Raw genomic sequence first — 19,055 nt, 5'->3', positions numbered from 1 at the left:
TATCAGTCTACTTACATTTTCCCTACCGGATATAGCGTACCCTCTTTTAGCTTAAATCAGGTTAGTGCGGATCTCCAGACTGCGTAACAGGGTTTTGGTCACCGGGGTTTTGGCACAAATCTCCAGAATTTTCTGCTGCAAAGCCGAATCATGAGTAATATCAAAACTTAAGCGTCGTTCAATCCATTCCTGCCCTTCTTTATTGGCAAAGAATTCTGCTTCAACCTGAAAGTCGCCCAGTTCAATGTCCTTATGTTTGGCATACATGCGCAACGTAATCATGGTGCAAGAGATCAGACTGCCTAAAAGCAGATCATAAGGTGCAGGACCTGCATCCTGCCCGCCGAAGGATTCCGGTTTATCGGTCAGATAATGATGCTGACCATGACTGATTTCTCCCTGCCACGGTATGGTTAAGCTCTGTATTTTGGCAATTGCGATACGGGCCATACTGATCCTTTAGTCTTATGGTTATATGAAAGATTTATCGAGAAGCACGCATATGTTCTGGAAATGCCGGTGCTTCCATGCGCGGCCCATCATAACTAGGAATAGTTCCAAAACGCGGATGCCCCATCATCCACTGTTCACGGGCCAGCTTCAGTTCTTCCACATCGCGACCTACCAGATTCCACCACAATAAAATAGGGCTTTCAAACGGCTCTCCACCAATCAGCAAAACTCGTCCACGCGCATGAATTTCAACATCCACATGCTGTAATCCAGGCTCAAGAATCACCATATTATCTTCGGTCAGTTCATGCCCATTAATACTTGCCAGACCCTCAAGGGCCATAAAGCCATATTCAAATCTTGGATCTAAACTCAAATGGGCACGGGTACTTTCAGCAGCAAACAGATCCACACCCAAAAGTTCGGTATGCACTTTAACTGGTGATAGTGTATCCAGGAATTCCCCGACCAGGACCGTACATTGAATGCCTTGTTCTTCGATCACGGGTAATTGCGGATAATGATCAAACGCCGGAGCCATATTGATCTTGTCATCAGGTAGGGCGATCCAGAGCTGTGCTGCATGCATCTTGGTTTCAGTTTCCGGTGAAACCTCTGTATGCGAAATGCCATAGCCTGAAGTCATCAGATTAACCTGTTTCGGCCGGATCAATTGCCGGTTACCCAGACTGTCACTGTGCATCATGGTGCCTTCAATCATCCAGGTAAAAGTTTGCAGGCCAATATGCGGATGCGGTCCGATATCCAGACCATCTCCCTGAGGAAACTGAGTAGGACCGGCATGATCCAGAAAACACCAGGCGCCAATCATGCGTTTATGCCGACTCGGCAAGGCGCGTTTAATGACTGTTCCCTGCCCGATTTCTGCACGCCGTAAAGGAACTTCCTGTATGAACTGATTGATATACTTTTCACAATCATCTGAATTTGACAGTTCAATATCATTATTATTCGACATGGTTGAGCTGACCTCGGCAAGTTCATTCTGGCTGTATGCTGCATCAAGACATCTTTCCGTGATCATTACAAGATGTCTACCTCATAGAACAATGTACCGCGTCTACCCACAAAATCTATCTTTGGAAATATTTCGATACGTATAAAATGTGCTACTCATCAGAACAGTTCAAATACTTAAAGGCTTCAGTCTTCCAAATCCTGTAATCAAGATCTTGGTGATGAATCATATAATCATTCAAGCACCTTACATCAGTTCGTTTAAATCAACTTATTCATCATACTCATGTTTCACGTGAAACGCCTATTTTTATTGATATAAATGATTAAAATCAGCAATCTATAAAAATGTGATCCGTATAGCTTCATATTTACAAAACAAAAATTTTGTTACGTTTTCTTTTTAAAATTCGTACTACCCCCTGATTCTAGGGAGATTTTTTTTTATTCATTTGGTCCATAATAGGACCCAATAAAAATAAGATTGGATCAGGACATGTCATCCTCGAATGAAAATATATATTCAACGGCGAATATGTCTTTTCAAAACTCGACCACAGATAGATCATTAAAGTTGGCCGAATGTGATCTGCAAAATCGCCAGTTAATTGAAGATGCGCTTGTACATCGCGCTGCACCTATTCCTGCGCAATTCCAGCAGTACTTTTATAACTATCTTTATGTGCATCGTCATCAAAATCTTCGCCAGATTAATTACATGGCGCAGATCGCCTTTTTGCTGTATTTCTTTGCCGATATTTTTATTATTCCTGACATGTTTTTCCTGTCTGGCCTGATCCGGGTATCACTGGTCATTGCTGTCATGTTTTGCTGCTATTACCTGTTTAAGCATCAAAAGAATATCCGGGTTCTGGACATGATTTTGCCTGTGGGCACGACTGTGGCTGCAGCGACCTGGATTAGCCTGCTCCTGCTGTCGAGTAGCCCGCATGTGTCAACTTATATCTATGCCTCTGCGATCTTTGTTTTAATTACCAATCTCTGTGTACAGACCGAGTTTAAGGGTGCGCTGTATTGTTCTATTTTTATCGCCCTGTTTATCATGATTGGGGTGACTCATCTCATGAGTCTATCGCAGGCCTTTATTTTCGCCGTTGTTTTCACGCCTCTCTGGGCGTTTAGTATTTATATCAACTGGAATAATATTATCAACATACGGCGCTCTTTTTTACGCACTTTGCTGGATGAATGGAACTATCAAACCTTAAAAAATCTTGCTCATACTGATGATCTGACGCAGTTATTTAATCGTCGTCATTTTGTGGATATGGCGGAACGTTCAATCCATCAATGGCCAAAGCCTGCCAGCACCTGCCTATTGATGTTTGATGTCGATTATTTCAAGAGAATCAATGACAACTATGGCCATGATGTGGGTGACCGGGTGCTACAACTGATTGCTGAAATTACCCGTAAAGAAATGCGCTCTAGCGATGTACTGGCACGTTTTGGTGGAGAAGAATTTATTGCCTTGCTGGAAGATACCCAGCTACAGGACTGCCTGATGATTGCAGAACGGATTCGCTGTTCGATTCAAAAGCAGGTGATGCACATCAATCCCGACCAGAAAATCCAGTTCACGATCTCTATTGGTATTGCTGAACTTGAATCTCCGCAACAGGAGCTTGAAGACCTGATTAAGCATGCAGATATTGCGCTTTATGAAGCTAAGAAAGCGGGAAGAAACCGGATTAGGGTCTATCATCCTAATATGCTGCAACCGACTAAACCGCTCTCTCCAAATCCCTGGAATGTATTTAAACCTTTGAATAAACAGGAGCAGTCTGGCGCTCATCATAAAGCGAAACAGTCTTGGTCTGCTTTGTAATCTGATAGCAAAATCAAGATTATTAGACAAGAATTTAAGAATTAGGCCTAAATCTGTTTGTGATGCTTTTCAAATAATTTCTAAAAGAATAGAATATTTTTCATACAAATATAAATATTCATCTTATTCATTTCTTTGGATTTAATGTGGGAAGGCGATATGCCAGATAAATATGAAGAAGAAGCTCGCCTCCTGCTTCAGGATGCCCTTCACGATCCTCTTGTTCGTATTCCTGGGTCTTTAAAACCTGCCTACTTTAGGCATCAGAAACAGCTCACTCTAAAATATTTGTTGTAGGTAAACCTATTTGCACAGGTGGCATATGCCTCCTACACCCTTGCCGATATTCTGGTACTGAATGACATTATGAATTTGCTCATTCTGACCAAACTAGGCTATACCTTGGTGATCGTGCTGATAACCATCTGGATGTATCATTTTTACCGGAATTTGCCTGTATTTGACCTGCTGTTGCCGACCTCGATTATCGGAGCAAGTGCAATCTGGTTTTTTAATCTAAACCAGTCTGAAAGTCCGCATACGCTCATTTATCAATATGCTTCACTGGTATTTATTGTCCTGGCCAATTTATGTGTACAGATCCGCTTCTGGCCTAGCCTAATTAATTCCGGTCTGATTACACTGGTGATTTATATTGGTGTGTATTTCAATACCCAAGCTGATCTGTATCAGATGTTCTTGTTTTCCCTGATCTATATGCCGGTATTGACCTTCAGTTTATATATCAGCTGGAGTTCTACACTAAAATCCCGTTTAGTATTCCTGCAACATACCCTGAATGAATATCATCGTCAGACCTTTGAAAATCTCGCCCATACTGATTCGCTGACAGGCCTGAATAATAGACGCTGTTTTGAATATCTGGTGCAACAGCTGATCCAAAAGAATCTCAAACAGCCTGCTCCAATCAGTTTGCTGGTCTTTGATGTCGATCACTTTAAACAGATCAATGACCGTTATGGGCATGATGTTGGAGATCAGGTATTGCAGATGATTGCACAGACTACACGCAATGAAATGCGACGCCATGATGTGCTGGCACGGTATGGGGGTGAAGAATTTATCGCATGCCTGCCTGAAACTTCACTAGATGATGCGTTAAAAATTACCGAGCGTTTAAGACACAAAATCGAGAATATTGTGGTCGATCTGGAACTTGGCCATCGTCTCGATTTCACCATTTCAATAGGTGCGGCCATTCTGGAAAGTAGTGAAACGGATTTAATGGCGTTGATTAAACAGGCTGATATTGCCCTGTATCAGGCTAAAGCCAATGGCCGGAACCGGGTCGAGTGTTATGATCCTGAACTTGACCAAGGTTTGCTTGGAGAACTTCAAAACTGGCAGGTTAAACCGGCTTAAATGTCATTTGAAAAATAATAAAAAAGAGCGCCGAAGCGCTCTTTTTTATGAGTTAAAAATTATCTTCATCAAAACGATCTTGATCAATTTTATAGATATGAAAACTACGTTCTATTTGTACGCCTAAACCGAATTCAATCATTAAAGACGTTAACTTATCACCATCAATTAATACAATTCCCGACTTCTTTGCAGATTCAATTGCCTCTTTACTAAAATTAGAAGTAGTAATAAATACGCCTTTCTTGGCAACCTGATCCGCCAAAGCTCCTTTAAACTGCTGAATATCAGGACGTCCTACTGTATTTTCCCAACGTTTTGCTTGAATATAAATTTTATCTAACCCTAATCGGTCTTCACTGATGACTCCATCAATTCCACCATCGTTAGTTTTACCAATTGCTTGGGCTGCATCTTGATGTGAACCACCGTAGCCCATAGCAACAAGCAGATCTACAACAAGTCTCTCAAAAAATGAAGGAGACTTTTCCTTTACCATTTGAAGTAAATCACTTTTCAAATTGAACCTTAATAATTCAGTCGTAGTCTGAATTGTTTCTTCAGGTGTTTGTGTTTCTTGTAATTTATTTGAGTTTTCAAAATTTTTTAAAATTTCGACCTCTAATCCCTCTTCGTTTTTCTTTCCAAATTTAAAATCTATAAATCCATCAAACTGTGCTAGAAATTCATTAGTTATTGCTTCTAAGTTTTTTAAATCAATTTTTCTTCCTAAATCGCTAATTTCACAATATGCTCGTTTTGGTTGATGAATTAAACCTGCTTTGACTAAGTATGTCTTTGCCCAAGCAACTCGATCTTTAAATATATTTTTACCACTTGGTAGTACCTTATTTAGATCTTCTTCAGGTAAGCCAGAACGCTCAGCTAGGATATTGGCGGCATCTGAAATTTTAATTGGCCCTTCTATTTCTGATAATAATTTCATCAAAGGCAGCATTAACTGATCATAAGTAGGTAATGACATATATTTTTTAGCTTAAGAATTAATTTTTCTTGAGTATAAATGAAAAAAAGAGCGCCTAAGCGCTCTTTTTTATAGGTAATTTTCGTTAGAAAATTACTCCCATTCAATTGTTGCTGGTGGCTTAGATGAAACGTCATACACCACACGAGAAACTTCAGCAATTTCGTTCATGATACGTGTAGAAATACGGTCAACCAAGTCATATGGCAGATGTGCAAAACGAGCTGTCATGAAGTCGATGGTTTCAACTGCACGAAGTGCAATTACCCATGCATAACGACGGCCATCACCGACCACACCCACAGATTTCACTGGTTGGAATACGGCAAAGGCTTGAGCAGTTTTGTCGTACCAACCGCTTGCGCGAAGCTCTTGCATGAAGATGTCATCAGCAAGACGAAGAATATCTGCATATTCTTTTTTCACTTCACCTAAGATACGAACACCAAGGCCTGGACCTGGGAACGGATGACGGTAGATCATGCTGTGTGGCAAGCCTAGAGTCGTACCTAATTTACGTACTTCATCTTTAAACAGGTCACGCAATGGTTCAACCAGGTCAAATGCCAAATCTTCTGGCAAGCCACCTACGTTGTGGTGCGACTTGATGACATGTGCCTTGCCTTGTTTGCTGGCAGCAGATTCAATCACGTCTGGATAAATCGTACCTTGTGCAAGGAAGGTTACGCCATCGAGCTTACGCGCTTCTTCAGCAAAGACTTCAATAAATTCACGACCGATGATTTTACGTTTTTTCTCTGGATCAACTTCTCCAGCCAATGCAGAAAGGAAACGATCTTCAGCATCAGCACGGATCACGCGGATCCCCATGTTGTCTGCAAACATCTGCATCACTTGATCGCCTTCGTTCAAACGAAGCAGACCGTTGTCTACAAATACACAAGTCAACTGATCGCCAATTGCCTTGTGTAGAAGTGCCGCTACAACCGATGAATCGACACCACCTGAAAGACCTAACAATACTTTTTCATTGCCAATCTGTGCACGAAGCTGTTCTACACGCAGGTCAATAATATGTTCTGGTGTCCACAGACCACGACACCCACAAATCTGGTGTACGAAGTTAGACAGTAATTCTGCACCTTTCGAAGTATGTGTTACTTCAGGGTGGAACTGGATCCCATAGAAACGGCGAGTTTCATCAGACACCATGGCAATCGGGCAGCTTGGCGTGCTTGCAGTCACCTGGAAGCCTTCTGGAATACGTGCAACCTTGTCACCATGACTCATCCAGACATGCAGCTGGTTTTCACGGTCTTGCAGCTGACCAATCAGCTGGTCACGTACCACGATATCCACTTCTGCATAACCGAACTCATGTACACTACCTGGCTCAACTTTACCGCCAAGCTGTTCACACATGGTTTGCAAGCCATAACAGATACCCAGTACAGGTACACCTAACTCAAATACCACTTGCGGCGCACGCGGGCTGCCTTCCAGGTGAACACTTTCAGGTCCACCAGACAAGATGATACCGTTTGGATTAAATGCGCGAATGTCTTCTTCAGACATGTCATAGGCATACATTTCAGAATATACACCAGCTTCACGGACACGACGTGCGATGAGCTGACTATATTGAGAACCGAAATCCAGAATCAGGATACGATCTTCAGTAATTTGAGTATTGGTAGTCATGACAAACAACTATGAAAGGCAAACGAAAGATAAGCGCCGTATTCTAGCATTTTTATTAGGCTTAAGCACACTATTCCCATCAGCATAATAATTAAGCGGTTTATTTCTTTAAATAGAATTAAGCTTTCGATTCAGCAAGAGAGCTTTCCCTTCTCTCCACGGAATTCAGCGTATTTACGCTATTTGAATTTGAATATTTTAGGATCGGCCAGTTAAGTGGCTATTGAAAGTTTATTTCATCTATCTCTATCACTGTCTTCATTTGATAGCGTTTAGGATTGAAAATGGGAGCCACCTTTTGATTTTTATTTTAATGACGTTTTCATGCTAAGCCTGTTTTCGCAGGAATTCACCGCTAGTTTGTAAGATAAATTTTTAATTCACCCATCAGGGATGAGCAGGCAATTATTTTCCTTTTCGGTACTGACTTTCATGCCCCAGACTGTTAGGATTTGATCACCTTTTCGCTTGTTTTTTCCCTATGGAACTGCTTGATTTTATCCTCCACGTTGATGATCACCTGCTCGAATTCATTACCAATTACGGCATCTGGATTTATGGCATTCTTTTCCTGATTATTTTTGTTGAAACGGGACTGGTGGTGATGCCGTTCCTGCCGGGAGACAGTCTGTTATTTGCTTCAGGTGCGCTTGCGGCTTCAACGGGTGCTATGGATCCATGGGTACTGATTCCGCTACTGTTCACTGCGGCAGTGCTGGGCGACACCCTGAATTATCATATTGGTAAATATATTGGGCCACGTGTATTTGAGATTGAATCACGTTTTATTAATAAAAAGCATTTGCTGGCTACCCAGCAGTTCTTTGTGAAACACGGTGGTAAAACCATTATTTTTGCCCGTTTCATTCCTTTCGCACGTACCTTTGCACCTTTTGTTGCCGGTGCGGGAAGTATGAATTACAAATATTTCCTGACTTACAATATGATCGGTGGCTTTCTCTGGATCAGTTCGTTTGTGATCCTGGGTTATCTATTCGGCAATATGCCAATCGTCAAAGATAATTTCACTCATCTGATTTTTGGCATCATTATTTTAAGTGTTATGCCAGGTGTGATTGGCTTTATTCAGCAGAAACTTAAGAAAAATAAAATCGCCTGAAAGCCTAGAAGTGTTGAGTGAACATTTACTCCAGCCAATTAATCAGCAAGGGCACCAGACAAAGCAGTAAAAACAGAGCCGACCCTTTATAAATCAGGTCGGCTTTTCTTTTTGCCGACTCTCCCGCCAGAATCGCCTGTCCGAAGATCATCCAGAACAACGCAACCAGCAAGGCAATCCCAGTAAAAATGGCAAAGATCAGAACAAAGTTACTCGGACTTTCCCAAGTAGAGAGCGGTAAGATTCCGGTTGCCAGAAGCGCTGCTTTGGGATTTTTTAGGGTTCCCTTAAACATCTGCCAGGGACGGATTTGAGGATGACTCTGATTATATTGTTCCAGTTGCCGAGCCTTGAATAAATGGAAGGTCATCCAGCCCACACCGATTGCACTCAGCACATGCACCAGTTCCTGAAAACTCGGCCAGATTGGTGAAAACAGATGAACCAGCAGAGCCCACCCATTGATCGCATATAAATACCCCACCAGAATGACGGGAATATACAGACTGGTTTTGGCTGTTCCCTGCTGATAGGCAGAACTGGCCACCAATGCATTGGCAGGTCCAGGGATCATCAGCACTGCTATTGTTGCAAAAACAAAGAGCCAGTTTTCAATCATGGTGGTTAAACATATCAGACAAGGTGATTACCTTAACCAATCTCGTGTTCTGATCACAAGACGAGATCTTTCAAAATTTTATGCGCATCGGTCATTTTTTCTGGCAAATACTGTGAACTCTGTCACCTGACCAATCACTTTTAAGATAGAAAAAATGCCGACCTAAAGTCAGCATTTTTTTGATGTTTAGAGGGCTATTTATTGGTGTTTTGACGGACAACAATTGGGCAAGCTTTAAATTTTGCAGCTTGTACAATAGCTTCCTGTTCACCCAGTAGACGTGCCGTTTCAGTGCGTTTGGTATTGGAAGACTGCCCCATATTCACTGATACACTCGGACCAATGCCCCAGCCGCCGCGGCTGCCCCAGCCACCACCGACGCCTACCCCTACGCCGACACCTGTACGTTTAGGCGGCTCAACACCATTATCAAGATACTGCTGAATACGGTTGTATTCACCCTGAAGCTGCTGACAGTTGAGGGTCTGATAATGGGTCGGTGAAACATAGGTCGGTTTGACCGTCGTTGCACAGGCACTCAGCAAGCTAAGTATGCTGATCGCCAGGCTTATTTTCACAAGTTTCATAGTTAACTCGATCTTAATGCTGCTCTATCTCATTGAACAATGATTGATAGGCCTGAGTCAATTTATGATCAGTTGCCAAGTGAATTAATGGCTGATTTTTTTGATGCGACTCTTTCATCAGCACCGACGGCGGCAACATGCTGTTCAGCACCGGAAGACCTTCATCTATCAGTTGCTGTACCACTTCGCGTGGCAGTTTTGCCTGAGCCTGAAACTGGTTGACCACGATGCCTTCAATTTCCAGACGTTCATTATGATCATCCTGAGTTTCGATGACATTCTCAATCAAGGTTTGTAAGGCCCGTTTAGAAAACACATCACAGTCAAATGGAATCAGAACACGGTCTGCAGCAATCAGTGCTGAAAGCGTAAAGAAATTAAATGCCGGCGGAGTATCGATAAATACCCGGTCATAATGCTCAGCAAGTGGTTGCAAGGCATCGCGCAGCTTATAAATCTTATGTTTGGATTCCAGTGCATGGGCCAGCGTGCCCAAACTCGGACTCGCCGGAATGACATCCAGATTTTTAAAAGGTGATTGATGCAGATAACTTTCCAGCCCTTTAGCCCGGGTCTTGAGAATGGAGCCAATCGCATTACCAATTAAACTTTTGCTCTGCTGGTTCCCCAATACATCTTCAAAATAGTTTTCAATATTCGGCTCCAACGCCGGCTTGTCACTCGAATAGGTTGCATCATCTCCTAGTAAATACTGGCTGGAGTTTGCCTGCGGATCAAGATCGATCAACAGGGTTTTAAGCCCCTGATGCGCACTGATTGCAGCCAGATTGACTGCAATACTCGATTTCCCTACCCCACCTTTCTGATTAAATACCACACGAGTATGCATAAACACCCCTCTTTATTTTTCTAATGATCAGTATGTTTTACTTCATTGACTGATGAATAATTTAGCCAAAATTCGGCTTGATCATGACCAATACCATAATCGCAATAAGTGAAACCACAGCAATAAATAAGCCAGCACGGCGTTGTACCAACAGGATTGAATCATCTTTTTTATAGGCTTTGCCCAAGGATGAAATCAGCACCAGGAATAAAATGATTTTGGCATAAAACCAAGGCTGTACATCAAAATTCTTTAAAAACAGGGCAATAATCCCAGTTAAGGCAATCACGCTAATAACCAGGTGCTGCAAAGCGACCAGAAATACACGCGCTTTCGGATTAGGCTGGTTGCCCTGTGTTCCCACAAACAGGGTAAGAGCACGTGCAAGAATGGCCACGATGGCCAGTCCTGCCGCAGACATATGAATAATTTTGACTAAAAGCTGGGTATCCATAAAGTCCTCTTAGTTTTTCGGTGCATGTGCACATTCCGGACTAGACGTGTCCTGTCCTGTCCACTCTTCAGGCAAGAAAGCATGAATTGCCAAGGCATGAATTTTATCTTTAGACAGCAAATCACCTGCCGCAGCATAGACCTTTTGATGGCGTTGTACCGCACGCAGGCCAGCAAAAGCTTCGCTGACAATCACCGCCTTAAAATGCGATTCCTTACCCGGGAAATATCCACCATGACCTGAAGATTCATTCACGACTTCCAGATAGGTAGGTGACAATTGTGCCAAACGGTCTTTCAGTTGTTGTTCTAAGCTCATGGCCTGACTCCGATTCAAGATATGGGTCCAGTATACCCTGTTCTATCCGCTATTTCGGTGCAAGAAATGTCTGCAATTATTTGATTGTGCCGAGATTTCATTAAATTTTGCATAAATTTTGTCTAATTGTCTGGAAGCACAGAGAATATTGCTTTTATTTTATGCAATCGACACAAGATTTTTCATAAAGTTATTGACCCTGTTTTTGCATGCTGTATTATACACGGCATGCGGGAATAGCTCAGTTGGTAGAGCACAACCTTGCCAAGGTTGGGGTCGCGAGTTCGAGTCTCGTTTCCCGCTCCAAATTCTTTTTTGTTCATTTTTTAAAGTAAAAAATTGATCGACCCTGCGGGAATAGCTCAGTTGGTAGAGCACAACCTTGCCAAGGTTGGGGTCGCGAGTTCGAGTCTCGTTTCCCGCTCCAGATTCTAAAAGCCTCAGTTGAATGACTGGGGCTTTTTTATTGTTGTTTTATTCAATATTTTACTTCATAAGAAATTTTTATACTTAAAAAAGTAAGTTTACAAAAGTGCTCTTTCAAAACTGTGAACAAAAAACCGTGTAGATGATGCTCCAGAGTATCAATCATACAAGATAAAAAAAACTCCAAAACAAAAGATAGTATTAGCTACTACTAAGTGGCTTATGTTAAACAAGATCAGCTTGCCTAGATCCTAAATATTGATGCCGCGGAGCCTGTTAATAATTTCTGTCATTGCTTCTTAATAAAAAAGCAACTAATATGCTTCTTATACCACCAAAAAGCAATAAATATGTCTACACTAAATAAGTCTTTACTACAGCAAATCAAAAAAAGACGAACCCAATTGGGCTTAAAGCAAGTTGATATGCAATCCCGTACAGGCATTTCAAGACAGCAGTACCAAAAACTGGAAAGTCAGGGCAACCCTCGATTAGAGACCTTAGAAATTATAGCGGCAGGATTAAATGCTCAACTGATGCTCATCCCTGATGATAAGGTTCATTTGATTAGACAATTATTGAATGATGAAATTAAAGTCACTATTGAAGATCAGGATGACTTAATGACTAACCCATGGAAGGGTCTTCTCGGAGGAGAGGAACCATGAATACTGTTGCCGTCCTGAAATTAACATTACATCACGGTATCGTTGGATACTTGGCAGGATTTCAGAGCGGAAAAAATATTCTGGTTTTTACAGATTCTTTCCGCTCTGATCAGCAACGCCCGACCTTGAGCCTGCTGACTTCCCCCTTGTATCCTCAAGTGGATAAGATTTTAGAAAAGACCTATGTTACACATCAGCGTTTACATCCCTTGCTATCAAACTTGCTACCAGAAGGTGCATTACGCGAACTGATTGCACAAAGCCTCAAAGTACATATAGACAATGAATTTCAGTTATTGGCAGCTTTAGGTCATGATTTACCTGGAGCACTCATTGCGACTCCATTAGATCCAGAAGAAATTCCAGATGAAATAAAATTCAAACTGCAGATCTCTAATCCAGATCAGATCTTAAAGCAAGAGATTCGAACAGATAATAAGTTTTCCTTGGCCGGCGTCCAAATGAAGTTTTCCATGAAAGCCAAAGATGGGCGTTTTACACTAGTCCAGGCAACGGAATCGTCTCTACTCGGGGACTGGATTATCAAAACTCCTTCTTCCAGACATGCTTTTGTTCCGCTAAATGAATATTCTATGATGAGCCTTGCCAAAATGGTCGGAATAGATGTCCCTGAGATTCGCTTGGTGGATATGGCACTCTTACAAAACCTTCCACCATTAAATTTACCCCAAGAGCAATATGCTTTTGCAATCAAAAGATTTGATAGACAGAGTACTGCTGATACTACAGAGCTTATTCACATCGAAGACTTTGCTCAGATCTTCGGTGCATATCCACAGCAGAAATACAGCACCACAAATTATGAGCAGATAGGAAAGATCATTTATCAATTTTCAGATAACAAAATTCTTGATATTCAGCAATTTGCCAGCCGCTTACTTGTCAACATTTTGCTCGCCAATGGAGATGCACACTTAAAAAACTGGAGTATGATTTATCAGGACAAAAGAACACCAAGATTATCTCCCGCATACGATATATTGATGACTAGTGTATATATTGAAAATGAGCTTCATTTCGCATTGAATCTTGCCAAAAATAAAGATTGGTATTTAGCTGAGATGAAACACTTTGAACAATGGGCTGAAAAAGTCGGTGTTCCATGGCGTGTTATTGAAAAACAACTTCACGCCATTATGGACAAAGCACGTTCAGTATGGCCAGTGCTATTACTAGACTTACCTATGATTTCTGTTCATAAAGAAAAATTAAGAGAACATTGGAAAAGATTGCATCCAGACTTTCAGATACTTACAGATAATTAGAGGAAACCTGTAACCAAGCTAAAATTTCTCAAACAATTTCATCACATCATTTTCCGTCAGTTTCGCTTCGCCTTCATGATCTGTGCTTAGAATAGACTGTGCCAGTTCTGCTTTATTCTGCTGCAAGGCAATAATTTTTTCTTCTATGCTTTTATTGGTAATCAGCTTATACACAAATACCGGCTTGTCCTGTCCAATCCGCCATGCACGATCTGAAGCTTGATCTTCAGCAGCAGGGTTCCACCATGGATCATAGTGAATGACCGTATCTGCGGCAGTTAGATTCAGACCAACCCCTCCTGCTTTCAGACTGATTAAAAATACCGGCACTTGTCCAGACTGAAATGCTGTAATGACTTCATCTCGCTTTTTGGTCTTTCCAGTCAGCTTCACATAGCCAATTTCTGCGTGATGGAGCTGTTGTTCAATCAGTTCCAACATTGAGGTAAACTGAGAGAAAATAAGAATTTTTCGTCCCTCTTCCACCATTGGAACGACCATATCCATCAACTGTTCAAGTTTGGCAGAGTTTGCCTGCCCAATTTTCACTGAATCCAGCTTTAGTAAGCTAGGATGGCAGCACACCTGACGTAGCTTCAGCAAGGCATCTAAAATTTGAATTTGACTACGTTTAAAGCCTTTTTCTGCCACAATTTTCTGAATGCTTGCCTGCATCGTGGCACGAACAGCCTCATATAACTTGGATTGCTGGTCATTCATATCAATATTGACTTCAATCGTGGTTTTTTCTGGCAACTCTTTGGCTACGTCAGTTTTCAAGCGACGTAAAATGAAGGGCTTAATCCGGTTGACCAACTTTTGTCTTAACTGCTCATCACCGCGCTTTTCAATCGGATGACGGTACTTTTTATTAAAAATTTCTTGTGAATATAAAAATCCTGGCATCAGGAAATAAAATAGTGCCCACAGCTCACCCAAATGATTTTCCATAGGTGTACCGGTTAGACATAGACGATGTCGCGCTGTTAATTGCCGTACTACCTGTGCAGCTTTGGCACGCGGATTTTTAATATTCTGCGCTTCATCCAGAATGAGTTGATGATATTCATATTGCTTCAGTTGCTCTTCATCTCTCGCCAAGAGCGGGTAGGTGGTTAACACAATGTCATAGTGTGAAATCTGCTCAAAATACTGATGGCGGTCGGGGCCTTGTAGCAGCAGTACCTTGAGCTCAGGGGTAAATTTCTCCGCTTCTTTGAACCAGTTATGCATCAGCGATGTGGGTGCAACAATTAAGGCGGGTCTGTCCTGCAAATGACCAGCCTGCTTTTCCATGAGTAAATGGGCTAAAGTTTGTGCTGTTTTCCCCAAGCCCATATCATCCGCCAAAATCCCGCCATGCTGGGTTTCCCTTAAAAACTGTAACCAGCCAAGGCCCTGCTGCTGGTATGGACGCAATTCCCCCTGAAAACCTTGTGGTGTCGGCAGTTGTTGCTGATAGCCTTGTTTGAATTTCTGCGCAAATTGCTGCAGGCGATTACTGACCTGCCACACCATCCCCAGATGATGCTGTAATTCTAATAGTTGACTCGCATCATAGCGATCTATGCTACGCTCTTCTTGCTGTAAAATGCTCTGCAGATGCAACAATACCGGCTTAATATCCCTAGCGGATAGAGCCAAATCAGGTTGATCAACTGCAGTTTTCAGGGTGAAAATTTGACCGTCATTCAGATGACTAAAAATCCGTGGATCAAGTAAATCAGGCTGTTCTTTCACCAAAGCCACAAGTGCATCGAGTAAATCATAGCTATTGCCTGCACTGTCCTGAACGGTCGCCCCGATATTGAACCAGTCTTGTTGGCTTTCAGATTCAGTGATAGAAATATTTAAATTTTCAACATATTGCAGCTTAAATGGGCTGTGTTCCAGATGCTCTATCTGCCATCCCATCAATTCAATTTGATTGATGGGCATCAGCTGTTTGATCCAGTCTCCATAGAACGCAAAAACCATAGAGTCAAGACGTTGTTTATCCAGTTTTAATTGCTGGTCATAACTAAGATCTTTCACCCACTTCAGTGATTCGACCAATAGCTGTAAACGCTGGATTGACTGTTGTTCCTGAACTAAGTCCCGAAGCTGTCGCACCATTTTGTCATGCTGCTCACCAATGAAACTGTCACCTGATGTACCTGCTTTAATTCGCCCGCCTGCATAGGAGAATTCAATTTCAGCACAAACAGACTCTTCCCATTTCCAATCAAATTTATCTAAAACACCGAAGCGTAAAATTGGCTGGGGACTACCCTCAAGGACATCAATATGCTGAATAGACTCGGGCTGAGGCAGATTTTTCACGTCTGAATATTGATGAGTCAGTTTCTCAAACTCTGGCAAGAGCATAGATGGAAGATCAGGCATCTGTAAAAAATGGTACAGAAGATTTGCCGTATATTCACCATATAACTGGCCCACCGTGTTCTGTTGAATATCCACATAACACGGTGGCTGGCTAGCGAGAATTTGGATATGTGGATTTGATTTTAAATCGAGTCGAATATCACCATTGACCAATTCAATATTTAAATGCTCTGTCTGTTTGTTTACACCTTGTTGCCAGATCAGTTCGATGTGATAGCCTTGTTCTGACCATTGAAGTGCAGTATGGCTCTTTTTTTGCCAGTACACATCGCCACTTTGAATAAAAGATTTGAAATGCTCCAATAAAATTCCGGAGATATCAAGATTGCTTTGATAAAAACGTTCGTCACTGTTTATTTTGGCATAATAATAAATCTGGTTAAATAATTGTCGTTTTTGTTCAGGTAAAGTCAGATGCTTTCTGGTGATATTTTCATATTGGGTATAATAACTTTCCCCCGCAATTGAGCCGTTTTTATTGCGTCTGGCCTTCTGAACATCAACTGTCAATTTCTTTAAGCTGACAGACTGATCTAACAGGTAAATTAAATAATTGTTTGTTTTGACAGATTGCTCTGGTTCAGTCTGTTGTAAATACCGTTTAAAATCATTCAACCAGCGCTGCGCCTGATCATCCCCCCGTTGGCGTTTTGTGATTCCCTGCGGGGATTGAGAGTCAGCATAACGCTGCTGAAATTCCTGGCGATATTCCTGAAAGAATAACCGCGCTAAAGCAGCAGCATGTTTACAGTTATATCCAACCGGACAAGTGCAGTCGTCATCGATTAAACGGTCTTTTTGGGGATTATAGGTAATTGCGGTATCGTAATAATCTGTCCCTTCAATTTGGGCATACATCGTAACCCCGTCTTTTTCCTCAAAGAACTCAATCGTTTCCCTATCAATGTGTTTAGCATAGCTCAGACTGCGCTGAAGAGTTGCTGTACTAAAGCGAGATAGAAAATTGATCAATGAGGACATAATTACCAGAAACCAAAAATGTTTATACAATTATAACGGACAAAGCTGTCATTTCAGAACAGTACTGCTCGCCAACGTATCAAAAGGAAATAAATCCATGCTCAAAAACTTAATGTTTACTACAATGGATGGGGTGAATATTGGCTTTGGGGTACATTGGTCTCCTCAACCGCAATCACAGGTCGGCCATTAATCGCCTTTGAATACAGTGCAGAAGCGATCAGTAAAGGTTTAGAACTTTCCTCCACATCAAATGGATATCATGGGTGAGGCACTGAATATTCCTCGACAAGCTCTTGTGAAACTTGGTACTCAGGAAGCGGAACTTTGTGTCCAAGAAGTTGATGAAATTATTGGCTCGATTTGTAAGGTTACAATCTGATTCAGCAATATCGCTCATGACCTATTACCTGGACAAATTCAAGCAGAGACTCTCCAACTGATCCAAAATAGGATTGAGCATAATATTCATTTATTGCACTAAATAGCTTTCACAAAGCTTCTATGAAGGGCTTATTCTAACCGTTGTTTTATTACGGCATAAGCTACACCAGTCACCACACTTCCAATCGCAATCGCCAATAAATATTTTAATGGATAATTCATCGCATTCGGAATGATCAGTACCATTACACCGCCATGAGGAGTGACTAGTTCACATTTAAATAATGCAACCAAAGCCCCAGTTACAGCACCACCTGCGATCGCACATGGAAGCACTCGAATCGGGTCTTTGGCAGCAAACGGAATAGCCCCTTCCGAAATGAAACATAGGCCCAGAACTACAGCAGCCTTCCCTGCATCTTGCTCAGGTTTGGGAAATTTATGCTTTGCTAGAAAAGTTGCAATTGCCATACCCAATGGCGGTACCATACCCGCAGCCATGGTAATCGCCATCGGTCCGTATGTTTGTGACGTAAGTAAGCCCACCGTAAAGGCATAAGCCGCTTTGTTTATTGGGCCCCCAACATCAATACACATCATACTCCCAAGGATAACCCCCATGATCATGGCATTGGTCGTCCCCATATTGGCAAGGAAGTGTGTGAGTAATTCAAACAATTGTGCAACAGGCTGTCCAACCACATAAATCATGATTAAACCAACAGCTAAACTGGCCAATAGTGGAATAATCAATATTGGTTTTAATGCTTCTAGGCTACTCGGGAGTTTAAGCTGTTTCGATAAAAATAACGCAATATAACCTGCAATAAAACCTGCAACTAATCCACCGAGAAAGCCTGCCTCTAATTGTGTGGCAAGTAAACCGCCAATCAAACCTGGAGTTAAACCCGGACGATCCGCAATAGAATAAGCAATGTAACCTGCCAGCATAGGTACCATAAGAGTAAATGCTGCAGCACCTATTTGCTTTAAGGATGCGGCAAAGCTTCCTTCAACAGGATTGAGGCCAAACATAAACGAGATGGCAATGATCAAACCGCCCGCCACCACCATCGGCAGCATGAAAGACACCCCTGTTAAAAGGTGTTTATAAATTCCTGTTTTTTCTTTGTTTTCATTTCCTGTCTTAGTGGCTATTTGCTTACCCGTTTCAAGCACTTTGGCCTCAGCAATTGCATTTGCAAAAGTCTTATCCGTTTGCTTAAGGGCAAATCCTGTACTGCAGCGATATACACGTTTGCCTACAAAGCGATCTGTATTGACCTCAATATCCGTTGCTAAGATCACCACATCTGCTTTGGCAATACTTTCTGCCGATAAAATATTTTTAGCCCCAACCGATCCTTGGGTTTCAACATCAATCTGATAACCGTGCTTTACTGCACCTTGTTGTAAGGCTTCGGCCGCCATAAACGTATGCGCAACACCAGTTGGACATGCTGTAATGGCGACAAACCGTGTAACCCCTACATTTCAGTAAGTTTATTTCGCTACGGTTTGGACTATGTTCAAATGGCTATTCTACGTTTGATTGGTTTTGGAAAAAAAGAAGAATTTAAGAAAGTGCTAGCAATTTTAAGAAAGAAAAAGCCTGATAGGGCAAGGATCCTATGAAATTTGTCGTGTACAGAGGTAATTTTTATGAA

At 41.8% G+C, this 19,055-nt stretch carries 15 protein-coding genes, 2 tRNA genes and 3 pseudogenes; 9 read left to right on the top strand and 11 right to left on the bottom strand.

All coding sequences use genetic code 11. The features are described 5' to 3' along the window. Positions 1–51: 51 nt before the first annotated feature. Both FTV13_RS07630 and FTV13_RS07625 read right to left on the bottom strand, forming a co-directional pair. Complete coding sequence (locus tag FTV13_RS07630) at positions 52–450, bottom strand: OsmC family protein (RefSeq protein ID WP_180011591.1); 399 nt, start codon at positions 448–450, stop codon at positions 52–54. A gap of 34 nt (positions 451–484) precedes the next feature. Then, positions 485–1,432 carry a pirin family protein gene (locus FTV13_RS07625; protein WP_180011639.1) on the bottom strand — a complete coding sequence of 316 codons (948 nt, stop codon included), beginning with the start codon at positions 1,430–1,432 and terminating at the stop codon, positions 485–487. Positions 1,433–1,927: 495 nt separating this feature from the next. Between FTV13_RS07625 and FTV13_RS07620 the strand changes: the two genes are divergently transcribed. Continuing rightward, positions 1,928–3,280, top strand: a complete 1,353-nt coding sequence (locus FTV13_RS07620; RefSeq protein ID WP_159124121.1) for a GGDEF domain-containing protein — start codon at positions 1,928–1,930, stop codon at positions 3,278–3,280. A gap of 315 nt (positions 3,281–3,595) precedes the next feature. Then, complete coding sequence (locus FTV13_RS07615) at positions 3,596–4,663, top strand: GGDEF domain-containing protein (RefSeq protein WP_373687237.1); 1,068 nt, start codon at positions 3,596–3,598, stop codon at positions 4,661–4,663. A gap of 52 nt (positions 4,664–4,715) precedes the next feature. On the opposite strand, the gene FTV13_RS07610 is transcribed toward FTV13_RS07615, so the two are convergent. Both FTV13_RS07610 and guaA read right to left on the bottom strand, forming a co-directional pair. Beyond that, positions 4,716–5,648 (bottom strand): restriction endonuclease, encoded by a 933-nt coding sequence (locus FTV13_RS07610; protein WP_004780654.1) that lies wholly within the window; start codon positions 5,646–5,648, stop codon positions 4,716–4,718. Positions 5,649–5,741: 93 nt separating this feature from the next. After that, on the bottom strand, positions 5,742–7,310 hold the full coding sequence (gene guaA, locus FTV13_RS07605; protein WP_180011589.1) for a glutamine-hydrolyzing GMP synthase: 1,569 nt from the start codon (positions 7,308–7,310) through the stop codon (positions 5,742–5,744). Positions 7,311–7,791: 481 nt separating this feature from the next. On the opposite strand from guaA, the gene FTV13_RS07600 reads away from it, so the two are divergent. Continuing rightward, complete coding sequence (locus FTV13_RS07600; protein ID WP_034704672.1) at positions 7,792–8,430, top strand: DedA family protein; 639 nt, start codon at positions 7,792–7,794, stop codon at positions 8,428–8,430. Between the two features lie 25 nt (positions 8,431–8,455). On the opposite strand, the gene FTV13_RS07595 is transcribed toward FTV13_RS07600, so the two are convergent. The 5 genes from FTV13_RS07595 to FTV13_RS07575 form a co-directional block, all read right to left on the bottom strand. Further along, a complete protein-coding gene (locus FTV13_RS07595) occupies positions 8,456–9,049 on the bottom strand; it encodes a threonine transporter RhtB (protein WP_166134737.1) in 594 nt (197 codons plus the stop codon). A gap of 194 nt (positions 9,050–9,243) precedes the next feature. Beyond that, positions 9,244–9,636, bottom strand: coding sequence for a hypothetical protein (locus FTV13_RS07590; RefSeq protein WP_004780647.1), 393 nt, complete (start codon positions 9,634–9,636; stop codon positions 9,244–9,246). Positions 9,637–9,649: 13 nt separating this feature from the next. Then, positions 9,650–10,486: a ParA family protein gene (locus FTV13_RS07585; RefSeq protein ID WP_159124118.1), complete on the bottom strand. Its 837-nt coding sequence runs from the start codon at positions 10,484–10,486 to the stop codon at positions 9,650–9,652. A gap of 61 nt (positions 10,487–10,547) precedes the next feature. After that, the gene (locus FTV13_RS07580; protein WP_180011587.1) at positions 10,548–10,940 is read right to left on the bottom strand and encodes a SirB2 family protein; all 393 of its coding nucleotides are present in this window, start codon (positions 10,938–10,940) and stop codon (positions 10,548–10,550) included. Positions 10,941–10,949: 9 nt separating this feature from the next. Beyond that, a complete protein-coding gene (locus FTV13_RS07575; protein ID WP_004780643.1) occupies positions 10,950–11,258 on the bottom strand; it encodes a BolA family transcriptional regulator in 309 nt (102 codons plus the stop codon). Positions 11,259–11,488: 230 nt separating this feature from the next. Here FTV13_RS07575 and FTV13_RS07570 point away from each other — a divergent pair. From FTV13_RS07570 to FTV13_RS07555, 4 genes are all read left to right on the top strand, one after another. Further along, positions 11,489–11,564 (top strand) — tRNA-Gly (locus tag FTV13_RS07570). Positions 11,565–11,609: 45 nt separating this feature from the next. Then, a tRNA-Gly gene (locus FTV13_RS07565) sits at positions 11,610–11,685 on the top strand. Between the two features lie 349 nt (positions 11,686–12,034). Further along, a complete protein-coding gene (locus FTV13_RS07560; protein WP_180002657.1) occupies positions 12,035–12,352 on the top strand; it encodes a helix-turn-helix domain-containing protein in 318 nt (105 codons plus the stop codon). Further along, positions 12,349–13,638, top strand: coding sequence for a type II toxin-antitoxin system HipA family toxin (locus FTV13_RS07555; protein WP_180011585.1), 1,290 nt, complete (start codon positions 12,349–12,351; stop codon positions 13,636–13,638). The genes FTV13_RS07560 and FTV13_RS07555 overlap by 4 nt, the downstream gene beginning before the upstream one ends. Before the next feature lie 18 nt (positions 13,639–13,656). Here FTV13_RS07555 and FTV13_RS07550 read toward each other — a convergent pair whose 3' ends face one another. Continuing rightward, complete coding sequence (locus FTV13_RS07550) at positions 13,657–17,004, bottom strand: DEAD/DEAH box helicase (protein ID WP_180011583.1); 3,348 nt, start codon at positions 17,002–17,004, stop codon at positions 13,657–13,659. 247 nt (positions 17,005–17,251) lie between these two features. Between FTV13_RS07550 and FTV13_RS07545 the strand changes: the two are divergent. Further along, positions 17,252–17,488 (top strand): annotated as a pseudogene (locus tag FTV13_RS07545) (hypothetical protein); the annotation flags it as partial. Between the two features lie 29 nt (positions 17,489–17,517). Here the strand turns inward: FTV13_RS07545 and FTV13_RS07540 are convergent. Continuing rightward, positions 17,518–18,867, bottom strand: a pseudogene (locus tag FTV13_RS07540) (fructose-specific PTS transporter subunit EIIC); the annotation flags it as partial. Between the two features lie 12 nt (positions 18,868–18,879). Here FTV13_RS07540 and FTV13_RS07535 point away from each other — a divergent pair. After that, positions 18,880–19,023, top strand: a pseudogene (locus FTV13_RS07535) (IS4 family transposase); the annotation flags it as partial. Between the last annotated feature and the right edge of the window lie 32 nt (positions 19,024–19,055).

The sequence above is a fragment of the Acinetobacter sp. YH12235 genome (assembly GCF_013417705.1).
Taxonomy (GTDB): Bacteria; Pseudomonadota; Gammaproteobacteria; order Pseudomonadales; family Moraxellaceae; genus Acinetobacter.
Note: the sequence above shows the minus strand (reverse complement) of the source record. Positions and strands in the feature narration are given on the sequence as shown.